Raw genomic sequence first — 12,684 nt, forward strand, 5'->3', positions numbered from 1 at the left:
GGCTCTGCGGCGTGACCGCGACCGTTACCCTCGGCGCCATGAGGCCGCTGGAGGATGCACAGGAATTCGTACTCGGGTCGTGCCCGCCGAAGCCGCCGGTCGAGGTTGCTCGTGCCGATGCGTCGGGCCTGGTGTTGGCTGCTGCCGTGGTGTCGGCCGAGGTCGTGCCGCCGTTCGACAACACGGCGGTCGATGGCTATGCCGTTCGGTCCGTGGACGTGGCAGAGGTGCCTGTCGAGTTGACGGTTGTCGGCGAGATCGCTGCGGGTGCAGCACCCGACCGCCCGGTCGGTCCGGGCGAGACGGTGCGGATCATGACCGGAGCACCGATGCCCGACGGCGCCGACGCCGTCGTGATGGTCGAGGACTCCGAGCACCTCGGCACCGATGCCGATGGCAACGAGCGCGTTCGCCTGAGCGCGAGCGTGAGCGCGGGCGCTGCCGTCCGCGGTGCGGGCGACGACGTGCAGGTCGGCGACGAGATCTTCTCGGCCGGCGTCGTCATCACGCCGGCGGTCGAAGCGGTGCTCGCGAGCGTCAACGCGCAGACGGTGTCGGTTCACCCGCGCCTGAAGGTGGCGGTGCTGTCGACCGGTGACGAACTCATCGATGACGGGTCGCCGCTCGAACTCGGACAGATCCGCGAGTCGAACAAGACGATGCTGGCCGGAATGCTCGCCGAGTCGGGCTGCGACGTCGTCGATCTCGGTGTGGTGCGTGACGACGAGGCCGAACTCGAACGGGTGCTGCGGTCGGCTGCGCTCGAGTGCGACGCGATCGTGTCGAGCGGTGGCGTCTCGATGGGTGACTACGACGTGGTCAAGGCGGTGCTCGGTGAGATCGCCGACATGACGTGGATGCAGATGGCGATCAAACCGGCGAAACCGTTCGCGTTCGGCACGCTCACTCGTGACGACGGCACGCGTGTGCCGATCTTCGGGCTCCCGGGCAACCCCGTCAGTTCGCTGGTGAGCTACGAGCTCATGGCTCGTCCGGCGCTGCGCCGGATGATGGGCCATCGCCGGCTCACTCGGACGAGCCTCGTCGCGATCGCCGACGCCGATTTCCGACGCCAACCCGACGGGAAGGTCCACTTCGCTCGCGTCAACGGCGTGTTCGCCGACGACGGCCGCTATCACGTCGTCCCGGTCAGCGCGCAGGGGAGTCATCAGCTCGCGGCCACCGCGTCGGCCGACGCGATGGCCGTCATCCCCGATGGCGAGGGCGTCGAACGCAACGGCGAAGTCGCCGTGCTCATGCTCCGCGGCTGAAGCGACTTCGGGGTCCGCTGACGGAGAATCGGGCCCTGGACGCGTAGCCTGGGCGCATGGCCCGGGGAGCACATCAAGCACTCGTCGACCCGTTCGGCCGCGTCATCGAGGATCTGCGCATCTCGATCACCGACCGCTGCAACTTCCGTTGCACGTACTGCATGCCCGAGGAAGGCATGAAGTGGCTGCACCGCTCCGAGGTCATGTCGTTCGAAGAGATCGAGCGACTCGCCCGCATCTTCGTCGAGCGCTACGGCGTGCGCGGCATCCGCCTCACCGGCGGCGAGCCGACGGTTCGCGCTCACCTGCCGGTCCTGGTCCGCAAACTCGCGGCGCTCGAGAACCAGCACGGCGCCATCGACCTGTCGATGACCACCAACGGCGCCACCATGCGCCTCGTCGCCGAGGGTCTGCGTGAAGCCGGTCTCAAGCGGGTCAACATCAGCCTCGACACGCTGATCGCCGAGAAGTTCCACCAGATGACCCGGCGGGATGAACTGACCAACGTGCTCGACGGCATCGTCGCGTCGCAGGAGGCCGGCTTCGAACGGGTCAAGATCAACGCCGTCATCGAGCGTGGCGTCAACGACGACGAGATCGTCGACCTCGCCACCTACGGCCGCGAACAGAACGTCGAAGTCCGCTTCATCGAGTTCATGCCGCTCGACGCCACCGGCCACTGGCTCAACGACAAGGTCGTCGGGCAAGACGAGATCGTCGAAGCGATCAGCGCGGTCTACCCGATCGAACAGATGCCGGCGCGAGGCGCCGCTCCCGCCGATCGGTTCCGCTATCTCGACGGCGACGGCACCAGTCCCGGCTCGATGATCGGCATCATCCCCACGGTCACCAAGCCGTTCTGCGGTGACTGCGACCGCGTTCGGCTCACCGCCGAAGGCGACTTCCGCACCTGCCTGTTCGCCACCGACGAGTTCGATCTGCTCACGGCCCTCCGCGCCGGCGAGACCGATGACCAGATCGCCGCACGGATCGAAGCCGCCGTCGCCACGAAGTGGGCCGGTCACCAGATCAACCAGGTCAACTTCATCCGTCCCGGGAAGTCCATGTCGCAGATCGGCGGCTGACGCCGCCGGGCCACTTCGTGGCCTCGCCGACTTCGTCGGCATCTGCGAGTCGTGTGCCTTCGGCCCACCTCGCTGTCGCTCGTCCGAGACCCTGGGTGGAACCGTTTCACGGTCGACACCGCCGGGCCACTTCGTGGCCTCGCCGACTTCGTCGGCATCTGCGAGTCGTGCAGCGGGGCTGCACCTCGCTGTCGCTCGTCCGAGACCCTGGGCGGGAAAATTTGATTACGTTGCTCCCGGAGCGATGTAATCAACTTGTTGCGATCGGGCCGCGCTCGGCCAGCGGTAGGGGCCAAGCACGCGGGTCGAAGTTGGTTACGTTGCTCCCGGAGCGTCGTCATCAACTTTGGTCGGGCCGCTGGTGGGTGTTCGGCTGGGAGGCGCACGGGCGTTGTCTCTGGTGGCTTGCGGTCGATGTCGACGGGCCTCGCTCGACCGGATCTCGGGCGGGGCGACCTGGCCGAAGTTGGTTACATCGCTCCCGGAGCGTCGTCACCAACTTGGCGGGTTGTTCGCTTGGTGTCTCCAGACGATGGGTCGATTGGTCGATAGTGGAGGGGTGAGGCGAACGCTGGGACTGACGATCGGTGCGGTGCTCGTCGGCGCGGGCCTCGTCGCCGCAGCTGGGCCGAGTCGAATCGACTCCGGCGCGCAGGCATCCGAACCCGCCGAGCGCGTGGGTCGCGTCGACTCAGGCGGACCGTCGATCGGCGGATGCCCGGTCTTTCCGTCCGACAACGCCTGGAACACGAACATCGCCGATGCGCCGCTGCACCCGCGCAGCGATGCGTTCATAGCGTCGATCCAAGCGAGTGGCGGCAACCGGCTGCATCCCGACTTCGGCGAGCACCCGAACTACGGCATCCCGTACATCGTCGTACCCGCCGACCAGCCGACCGTGCCGATCACCTACGACGCCTACGGCGACGAGAGCGACCCCGGACCGTTTCCATTGCCACTCGACGCCCCGATCGAAGGCGTGCCGGGAGCGACGACCGGCGACCGCCATGCGATCGCACTACGACAGGGAACGTGCGAACTCTTCGAGCTCTACGTGGCACGACCCGATTCGACCGGATGGACCGCCGCCTCGGGAGCACGCTTCGATCTGAGCTCGAACGACCTCCGGCCGCTCGGCTGGACGAGCGCCGACGCCGCCGGACTGCCCATCCTGCCGGGCCTGGTTCGGTACGACGAGGTCGAGGCCGGCGTGATCCGCCACGCCATCCGAGTCACGTTCAGCCGAACACAGCGGGGCTACATCCTCCCGGCGACGCACTTCGCATCGAGTCGCACCGACCCCGATCTTCCGCCGATGGGGCTGCGGCTGCGCATGCGTGCCGATCACGACATCAGCCGTCTCACCGGCCAAGCCCGCGTGATCGCCCAGGCGATGAAGGACTACGGATTGATCGTCGCCGACAACGGATCGAACTGGTTCTTCCAAGGAGCACCCGACCCCGGCTGGGACGACGACGACCTCGGCCAGTTGAAGTCGATCCCCGGCACAGCGTTCGAGGTGGTCGACACCGGCCCGATCATCACCGACTGAGGGTGATTTCTGCCCAGGCTCGATGTCGTCGCGGGTTGACGGGGCGGTCAGTCGAGGTCGGTGTAGGCGCGGAAGCGTCGGGCGACTTCTTCCTTGCCGATCACTTCGATCGAGTCGTCGCCGCGCTTGTCCCGGCGCCACAGCCACAGCCACAAGCTCTGGGCCGGGCCACGAACGGCTGCATCACCCTTGCGGTGCTCGCGCGTGAACGTGCAGCTCGGCTCCTTCACGTTCGAGATGTACCACTCGCCGCGATCCTGCTGTCCCTCCGGCATGTCGGTGCAGTGGAGATGCACCGTGCCGCCGACCTTCATCTCTCCCTCCCGGCGCTCGCGGCCGCAGAAGTAGGTGAGGAACTCGTCGATGCCGTCGGCGGCGACGACCGTCGGCACGTCGTAGGGAACGCGAACGGTCGTCGCGAGGTCGTGGCGGTGCATCGCCGACTCCAGCGCCATCCGCCGACGGACCCAGGCAGCGTCGAGCGTCGCGCCCGTCCAGGTCCACGCCGGTTGATCGAGCGGCGCATCGACGAGTGCCGAGAACAACGCGTTGTGTGTGGCGGCGAGCCAGTCGACCAGTTCCGGCCCGTCGACCCTCGCCGGCGTCTGGATCGCCCGGAGAGCGGTGCGCTCGGTGATGCCGTCGGCGACGATGTGGGCCCAGAAGTTCCACACCTCGGCCTGATGGTTGGCCAGGTCGCTGACTCGCCAGCCCGGGCAGGCCGAGATCATGAGGTCGGGGTCGGCCGACGAGACGAGGTCGATGAATGCCACGCCGTTCGTCTGCAGAACGTCGAGTGCGTCGTAGGGCAAATCCATACACCGAAACTAACCCTGCGGACGCCGACTACCGTGCGTGCCGATGAGCGATCTCGAGTTCACCCACCTCGACCCCCACGGCCGCGCGCGCATGGTCGACGTCACGCCGAAGGAGCCGACCCACCGTCGCGCCGTGGCCCGATGCAAGGTCTTCATGAAGCCCGAGACGACGGCAGCGATCGCCAACCGAGAAGTGAAGAAGGGCGACGTGTTGTCGGTCGCCCGAGTGGCCGGCATCCAAGCCGCCAAGCGCACCTCCGACATGATCCCGCTGTGCCACCCGTTGCTGATCGGCGCCGTCTCGGTCAACTTCGAGATCGGCGATGACTACGTGGCGATCGAAGCGCACGTCGACTGCGTCGAGCGGACCGGCGTCGAGATGGAAGCGCTGCACGCGTGCAGCACCGCGGCACTCACCGTCTACGACATGTGCAAGTCGGCCGATCGCGGGATGACCATCGGTGAACTCGCCCTCTGGGAGAAGACCGGAGGCAAGTCCGGCACCTACCGGCGATCGTCAGAGGTCTGACAACTTGCATCGCGATCACCGCGATCGTTGCTCTCCCTGTCATAATCGCCATAGAATCGTCACATACGACGAAGCGGTTGTGGATCAACCCCGGAACTTCATCGTCTGACACGGAACTCACATGGCTCAACTCATTCTTCTCGTCGTCGCCGCCGCATGGCTCGCAGTCTTGATTCCCCCGATGCTTCGGTCTCGGGTCGAGAATCGGCCGAACTCCTCGGTCACCGACTTCCGCCGCCAGCTCACCAAGTTGCAGAACACGGCGACGCCACCTCGCGGCGCCGTTCGCGCGATGGGCCGGCCGTTGGCACAGTCGCCGCTGCACCGCCCCGCTGCCGCCGGCCGTCCGAACCAGCCCGTGCTCCGCTCCGGCGTCACGCGCCACGCAGCGCCGTCGGAGATCGCCGCGCGTACCGCAGCGCCGGCCATGTCGCCGACCGCTCCCGCGCCGCGCCGCACCGCCGACCGCACCGGTGAGCAGCCTCGCTACCGGTCGCACGGCGACCCCACCGGCGGCCAGCGTCGCCCCGCTGCTCCCCGCCACGGCGCATCGCATCGTGGGCATGGTGCACCGACTCGTCCGACGGAGCGCCCCGTGCGTGCCTCGGGCGCCGCAGCCGACGCCCGCCGGCGCCGCAGCAACGTCTTGTTCGTGCTCGTCGTCACCACGGCGTGCACCCTGTTCCTGGCCGCGACCACGTCGTCGACGGTCATGCTGTACCTGTTCGCACTCTCGTTCCTCGGGCTGTGCGGCTACGTCTACCTCCTCGCTCAGCTGCGCGAGCGGTCGAACGCCGGGTACGACGGCTGGATCGACACGTACTGATTTTCCAGCAGCGCGTGATCGGTTCTCACCGATACACTGCGCATCCCTCGGGGCTATAGCTCAGTTGGTAGAGCGCGTCGTTCGCAATGACGAGGTCAGGAGTTCAATTCTCCTTAGCTCCACTCCGAGAACCAGGTCGACCCAGCGTCGACCGGTACGGCACCCGGCCACTGCGGCCGGCGACCCGAGCGGCACCGCTCGAACCCCTCCCTCCGGCGGGTTCGTCGCGCCCCACCACGGTTGATCCGATCCAGGCCACACCCCGTCGCCAGAGGGTGATTTCTGCCCAGGCCAAGTGTGGTCGCGTGGGGGTGATTTTTGGCCAGGCCAAATGTGGTCGCGTGAGGGTGGTTTTTGCCCAGGCCAGATGTGGTCGCGTGGGGGTGATTTTTGCCCAGGCCAGATGTGGTCGCGTGGGGTCAGCGGACGTGGGATGCGAGGGCGGCTGATTCGCGGGCGTGGAGCGCGGCGTTGACCCGTTGGCGTTCGAGGATCTGTTCCTGCGTCTTGAGCGCCTGTTCGATGGGATGCTCGGCGAAGAACTGCTGCACCTCGTCGACCAGCTCGGGATCGGTGAGCAGCTTCACCGAATCGATCATCCGGCTGATCGTGTTGGACGGGAACCGGTCGACGGCGTCGGCCCAGTGATCGCGCAGGAAGCGCCACGCCTGAGCACCGTGATGGCGGTTGGCGATGGCCATCCGCAGCACGAACGGCGCGTTCTGCGTCTTGACCGCATCGCTCATCGCGTAGTCGCACGTCCGCTGCATCAAGTCGGCGTCGTCGAAACTCGTCAACGCGTAGAGGTGACGCAACTGGTTCTGCGGGGTCGACGGTGTCTCGAACCCGGCGATCATGAGCTCGTAGTCGGCCACGCTGCCCGTCGCCGCCACCACCGAGGTGGCTGCCGACGTGAGCTCGGGATCGACCGAGCGTGGATCGTCGGTGGCCGCAGCGAACATCTCGCGGCAACGTGCGATCGTGTCGGCGTCGTTGCCGAGCACGCCGAGCGTCGAGGTGAGCAGGCCGCGCAGCGTGCTGGTGAGGTCGCTCTCGTCGTCGGTCGGATCGCCGAGCGCTGTCAACGCCGGGCCGACGAGTGAGCGCACCATCTCACGGAACCGCTCGAGCGGCTCGTCGTCGAGCAGTCGCGACAGGCCGCGCAGCGCCACCGTGATCGCCTGCCACACCGCGAGCTCGCGTTCGTCGCCGAACCCCATGAGCATGTCGAGCAGGTCGGCGGCCGACATCTGACCGGCGACGGTCGCCGACCAGGCGTCGTCGACGAGGCTGTAGCGCTCGAGGGTGCTCATCGACGCCAACACGTCGCCCGAGAGGCGCGAGCGCAGTTCGCTGTCGTACGCGACCCGGAAGAACCCGTGGCCGCCGGCGTTGACCACGACCGCTCCGTCGGGATCGGCGAGCGGGACCGAAACGGGTCCTGCGGCATCGAGCAGCAGGCGGGTCGTGTCGTCGCCGTTGCGGACGTGCACCGGGATCGCCCAGATCGTGTCGTCGTCGGACGTCGTGAACCCGAAGCGCTGCTGGCTGAGCTCGAGTGCGCCGTCGACCAGCGAGGCGGTGAGGATCGGGTAGCCGGGCTGCCAGATCCACGAGTCCATGATGCGACGGACCGGCTCGCCCGAGGTCGCCTCGATCGCGTCCCAGAGGTCGTTGGTCTCGGTGTTCGCGTACGAGTGGGTGCGCAGGTAGTGGTTGACGCCCTCGCGGAAGCTCTCGGGCGACAGGTACTGCTCGAGCATGCGCAGCAGCGCCCCACCCTTCTGATACGTGAGCACGTCGAACATGCCTTCGCAGTCGGCGGGGGAGCGGACCTCGAACTCGACCGGGCGGGTGCTCGCCAGTGAGTCGACGTCGAAGGCGGCGCTGCGTTCGAGACCGAAGCTGGTCCACCGCTGCCAATCGGGGCGGTAGGCGTCGCATGCGGCGATCTCCATGAACGTGGCGAACGCCTCGTTCAACCAGATGCCGTTCCACCAGCGCATCGTGACGAGGTCACCGAACCACATGTGGGCGAGTTCGTGCGCCACGACGTCGGCGACCCGCTGCTGTTCGTCCTGCGTGCTCGTGGCGGGGTCGACGAGGAGCACCGATTCGCGGAAGGTGATGCAACCGAGGTTCTCCATCGCACCGGCAGCGAAGTCGGGGAGGGCGACCAGGTCGACCTTGTCGCTGGGATACGCGATGCCGTAGTACTCCTGGAACCAGCGGAGGCAGAAAGCTCCCACGTCGAGGCCGAAGTCGGTCAGTGCACTCTTGCCCGGGACGTGCACGATGCGCAGTGGGATGCCGTCGACGTCGACCGGCTCGGTCGCTTCGAGGCGTCCGACCACGAACGCGACGAGATACGAACTCATCACCATCGTGTCGGCGAAGCGGATGACGGTGCGACCGTCGCTGCTGGTGCGCTCGATCTCGCGCCCGTTGGAGATGGCGGTCAGGTCGTCGTCGACGTCGAGCGTGATGCCGAAGACCGCCTTGTACTCGGGCTCGTCCCAGCACGGGAACGCCCGCCGACAGTCGGTGGCCTGCATCTGAGTGGTGGCGATGACCTGCTCGTTGCCGTCGCCGTCGACGTAGGTGCTGCGGTAGAACCCGCGCAGCTTGTCGTTCAGGCTGCCGGTGAACTCGATGTTGAGCGTGCCGGTGGTGAGCGTCATCGCGTTGGAGGCGGTGATCGTGAGCTGTTCGTTCGCCTCGTCGAGCGTGAACGAGGCCGGAGCGCCGTCGAAGGTGCACGCGGTGATGTCGAGCTCGGCAGCGTTGAGGACGAACGTGTCGGTCGGGGCCTCCGCCTCGACGTGGATGCGCACCGAGCCGACGAAGCTCGAGTCGTCGAGCGACGGGCGAAGGCGCACGTCGTAGCGCGTCGGACGGACGTGGGTGGGAAGTCGGTACGGGTCGGGTGACGTAGCGTCGGCCATGGGCTGAGAGTATCGGCGCCGAGGCCGGACGGGTAGCGTGTCTGGCCGTGCCGGAAACGTCGTCATCAGCAACTCCTCGACCCGCGCGGTTCGACGTCGCGGGCATCGGAAACGCTCTCGTCGACGTGATCGCCCACGCCGACGACGAGTTCCTCGCAGCTCACGAACTCGTCAAGGGTTCGATGACCCTCGTCGAGACCGAGCGTGCCGTCGAGCTCTACGCGGCGCTCGACGGAGCGGTCGAGATGAGCGGCGGATCTGCGGCCAACACGATGTGTGGCGTCGCCAGCTTCGGCGGGCGAGCTGCGTACATCGGCAAGGTCAACTCCGACGACCTCGGCGACGTGTTCGGGCACGACATGCGCGCGGTCGGCGTGGCGTTTCGTGGAGGCGGCCGTGACCACGGCACGCCGACCGGTCGCTGCGTCATCGTGGTCACCCCCGATGCCGAACGGACGATGAACACCTACCTCGGTGTGTCGAGCTTCCTGCAACCCGGCGATGTCGACGACGAGACTGTCGCCGATTCGACCGTGCTGTACATGGAGGGCTACCTGTTCGACCGTGACGACGCCAAGGCGGCGTTCCGACACGCAGCCCGCATCGCGCACGACAACGGCCGCACGGTGTCGCTCACCCTGTCGGACTCGTTCTGCGTCGATCGTCACCGCGCCGACTTCCGAGCGCTCGTCGCCGACGAGGTCGACCTGCTCTTCGGCAACGAAGACGAACTGCTCTCGCTGTACGAGGTCGAATCGTTCGACGAGGCCGTCGCAGCCCTGCGGGCCGAGTGCCGGCTCGCTGCGATCACTCGCGGCGCCGACGGCTGCGTCATCATCACGGCCGACGAAGTGATCGAGGTCGACGCGGTCCCGGTGCAACAGGTGCTCGACACGACCGGCGCAGGCGATCTGTTCGCCTCGGGGTTCCTCTACGGGTTCACGTCGGGAGCCGACCTCCGTGAGTGCGGTCGCCTCGGCTCGGTCGCCGCAGCCGAAGTGATCAGCCACGTTGGGCCGCGGCCGCTCGTCGAGTTGCATACTCTGGCCTGATGGTCGAAACGCCGCAACTCACCGCCGCCCTTCGCACCGCCGGTGCGTGGCTCGACGCCGAGCCCGACGACGACATCCGTCGAGAGCTCGATGAGCTCATCAGCGCCGCTCGCGCCGGAGATGCCGCGGCCGGCGACGACCTGATCGCACGCTTCGCCGGTCGCCTCCAGTTCGGCACCGCCGGGCTCCGTGCCGCCGTCGCGGCGGGCTCGATGCGGATGAACCGTCTGGTGGTCCGCCAGGCGGCTGCAGGACTCGGACGATGGCTGCAGGAGCAGGAGTCGGCGGGTGTGGTGGAACGCGCTGCCGAACGCGGTGTGGTGATCGCTCACGACGCCCGCCGCAAGAGCGATCTGTTCGCACTCGACACGGCACGTGTGCTGGCGGCGATGGGCATCCGGTCGATGTTGCATCCCGGGGTGCAGCCCACCCCGGTGCTCGCCTGGTCGATCACCGGTCTCGATGCGGCAGCGGGCGTGGTGGTCACGGCGTCGCACAACCCGCCGGCCGACAACGGCTACAAGGTGTTCCTCGACACCGGTTCGCAGATCGTGAGTCCGATCGACGAAGAGATCTCGGCGTGCATCGAGACGGTCGACCCGCTGTCGATCGCACTCGCTCCCGAAGACGACCATCTGATCCAACGCCTCGACCACTCGTGGCAGGAGGCGTACGTCGCCAGCGTGCCCGACGTGCGTCTCCGCCCGGAGGTGCCCGGTGTGCCCGTGGCGTACACCGCCATGCACGGCGTGGGGGCCGAGACGATCGAGATGGCCTTCACGGCGGCGGGGTTCGACACGCCCATCCCGGTCGTCGAACAGCACGTGCCCGACGGGACGTTCCCGACCGTGTCGTTCCCGAACCCCGAAGAGCCCGGGGCGATGGACCTGCTGCTCGCCACGGCCAGCGAATCGGGCGCCGCGATCGCGCTCGCGAACGATCCCGATGCCGACCGCCTGGGTGTGGCGATCCCGCAGCCCGACGGTTCGTGGCGCAAGCTGAGTGGCGACGAGATCGGGTGGTTGTTCGCCGATCACATCCTCGCCAACACGTCGGGCGACGATCGCCTCGTGGTGACCACCCTCGTCTCGTCGTCACTGCTGGCACGCATGGCTGCCGCCTACGGCGTGCACTCGGAGGAGACGTTCACCGGCTTCAAGTGGATCGGCAAGATCGCGACCGAACGGGTGAAGGTGGGCCAGCGGTTCGTCTTCGGGTACGAGCAGGCGCTCGGCTACCTCGTCGCGCCGCGACCGCTCGACAAGGACGGCATCACGGCCGCGGTGATGATGGCTGAGATCGCGGCGTGCGCCGAGGCCGATGGCACCACCGTGCAGGGGCGTCTGGATGCGATCGCCGCGCAGTACGGCCAGTACGTCACCGCCGAGTTGTCGGTTCGTCTCGACCCGAAGGTCGGAGCGCGCTGGGTCGCGTCGATCGAAGCGGCACCTCCGAGCGACGTGGGCGACCGGGCGGTCACGTCGGTGGCCACGTACCCCGAGGCGAACCTCGTTCGATTGATGCTCGACGGCGGTGTTCGCCTGCAGATCCGCCCGAGCGGCACCGAGCCGAAGGTGAAGTTGTACGGCGAGGCCGTCGATGTCGACGCCGACGTGCTCCACGATCTCCTCGCAGCACTCGCTTCGTCCGCTCCCTGACCGCCGATGGCGGTACGGTCGCGTGGGTGCTGACGACCGAGCAGGTGGCGAGTTTCGAGCGGGACGGATTCCTCGTGGTACCCGACTTCGTGTCGGGCGACGCCTGCGCCCGTCTGCGTGAGCGGGCGCTCGAGATCGTCGACGACTGGGAGCCGACCGAGCACCGCTCGGTCTTCACCACCAACGAGCAGGAGCGGGAGTCGAACGACGAGTTCTTGAACTCCGGAGCGACGACCTGGTGCTTCTTCGAAGAAGGCGCCTTCGACGCCGACGGCGCGCTCGCCCAACCCAAAGAACTCAGCATCAACAAGATCGGTCACGCGCAACACGACCTCGACGACGTGTTCGAGCAGTTCGCCTACGACCCCGATCTCGCCGAGGTCGCCGCCGATCTCGGGCTGGCCGACGCCATGGCGCTCCAGTCGATGTACATCTTCAAGCAGCCGCGCATCGGCGGTGAGGTCACCTGCCACCAGGACGCCACCTTCCTGTACACCGATCCGATCACCGTGACCGGATTCTGGTTCGCGATCGAAGACGCCACGATCGACAACGGCTGTCTGTGGGCCGCGCCCGGCGAGCATCGATCGCCGCTGCGGCAGCTCTTCAAGCGCAACGATCTCGACGATCCGGCCGCTGCCGACGGCACGGTCTTCGACGTGCTCGACCCGTCGCCGCTCCCGAGTCCACCGACCGACGTCGGCGACCCCTCGTCGGGTCGACTCGTCCCGCTCGAAGTGCCGGCGGGAACACTCGTCGCCCTCCACGGGCTGCTCCCGCACTGGAGCGGACCGAACCGCTCGGCGACGAGCCGCCACGCCTACAGCCTCCACTGCATCTCCGATGCAGCCGACTACCCCGACTGGAACTGGTTGCAACGACCCGACGACATGCCGTTGCGACCACTCGCCCGCTGATCGGGGAATCGCACCGAGCTGGCATCGGTAG

The 12,684-nt window shown here is 67.5% G+C and carries 10 protein-coding genes and 1 tRNA gene; 9 read left to right on the plus strand and 2 right to left on the minus strand.

Annotation, left to right across the window (positions count from 1 at the left end; genetic code table 11):
- Positions 1-38 precede the first annotated feature (38 nt).
- From YM304_RS05525 to YM304_RS05535, 3 genes are all read left to right on the plus strand, one after another.
- Positions 39-1,271, plus strand: coding sequence for a molybdopterin molybdotransferase MoeA (locus tag YM304_RS05525; RefSeq protein ID WP_041298045.1), 1,233 nt, complete (start codon positions 39-41; stop codon positions 1,269-1,271).
- A gap of 56 nt (positions 1,272-1,327) precedes the next feature.
- On the plus strand, positions 1,328-2,356 hold the full coding sequence (gene moaA / locus YM304_RS05530) for a GTP 3',8-cyclase MoaA (RefSeq protein ID WP_015440665.1): 1,029 nt from the start codon (positions 1,328-1,330) through the stop codon (positions 2,354-2,356).
- Between the two features lie 559 nt (positions 2,357-2,915).
- Positions 2,916-3,908, plus strand: a complete 993-nt coding sequence (locus tag YM304_RS05535; RefSeq protein ID WP_015440667.1) for a hypothetical protein — start codon at positions 2,916-2,918, stop codon at positions 3,906-3,908.
- Between the two features lie 47 nt (positions 3,909-3,955).
- Here the strand turns inward: YM304_RS05535 and YM304_RS22065 are convergent, their stop codons facing one another.
- Positions 3,956-4,726, minus strand: a complete 771-nt coding sequence (locus YM304_RS22065; protein ID WP_015440668.1) for a maleylpyruvate isomerase family mycothiol-dependent enzyme — start codon at positions 4,724-4,726, stop codon at positions 3,956-3,958.
- 43 nt (positions 4,727-4,769) lie between these two features.
- On the opposite strand from YM304_RS22065, the gene moaC reads away from it, so the two are divergent.
- The 3 genes from moaC (at position 4,770) to YM304_RS05555 (ending at position 6,203) form a co-directional block, all read left to right on the plus strand.
- Positions 4,770-5,255, plus strand: coding sequence for a cyclic pyranopterin monophosphate synthase MoaC (gene moaC / locus YM304_RS05545; RefSeq protein WP_041298046.1), 486 nt, complete (start codon positions 4,770-4,772; stop codon positions 5,253-5,255).
- A 121-nt stretch (positions 5,256-5,376) separates the two neighbouring features.
- Positions 5,377-6,081: a hypothetical protein gene (locus YM304_RS05550; protein WP_015440670.1), complete on the plus strand. Its 705-nt coding sequence runs from the start codon at positions 5,377-5,379 to the stop codon at positions 6,079-6,081.
- Positions 6,082-6,130: 49 nt separating this feature from the next.
- Positions 6,131-6,203: transfer RNA gene (locus YM304_RS05555), tRNA-Ala, on the plus strand.
- A 297-nt stretch (positions 6,204-6,500) separates the two neighbouring features.
- On the opposite strand, the gene YM304_RS05560 is transcribed toward YM304_RS05555, so the two are convergent.
- Entirely contained in the window at positions 6,501-9,026 is a 2,526-nt protein-coding gene (locus YM304_RS05560; protein WP_015440671.1) for a M1 family metallopeptidase, read from the minus strand.
- A gap of 47 nt (positions 9,027-9,073) precedes the next feature.
- On the opposite strand from YM304_RS05560, the gene YM304_RS05565 reads away from it, so the two are divergent.
- From YM304_RS05565 to YM304_RS05575, 3 genes are read left to right on the plus strand one after another with little or no spacing between them, the layout of a single operon-like run.
- Positions 9,074-10,078, plus strand: a complete 1,005-nt coding sequence (locus YM304_RS05565) for an adenosine kinase (protein ID WP_015440672.1) — start codon at positions 9,074-9,076, stop codon at positions 10,076-10,078.
- Positions 10,078-11,736, plus strand: coding sequence for a phospho-sugar mutase (locus tag YM304_RS05570; protein ID WP_015440673.1), 1,659 nt, complete (start codon positions 10,078-10,080; stop codon positions 11,734-11,736). Before YM304_RS05565 ends, YM304_RS05570 begins: the two co-directional genes overlap by 1 nt.
- A gap of 26 nt (positions 11,737-11,762) precedes the next feature.
- Positions 11,763-12,653: a phytanoyl-CoA dioxygenase family protein gene (locus tag YM304_RS05575; RefSeq protein ID WP_015440674.1), complete on the plus strand. Its 891-nt coding sequence runs from the start codon at positions 11,763-11,765 to the stop codon at positions 12,651-12,653.
- The last annotated feature ends 31 nt before the right edge of the window (positions 12,654-12,684 follow it).

The organism is Ilumatobacter coccineus YM16-304 (assembly GCF_000348785.1).
GTDB classification, from domain to species: domain Bacteria; phylum Actinomycetota; class Acidimicrobiia; order Acidimicrobiales; family Ilumatobacteraceae; genus Ilumatobacter_A; species Ilumatobacter_A coccineus.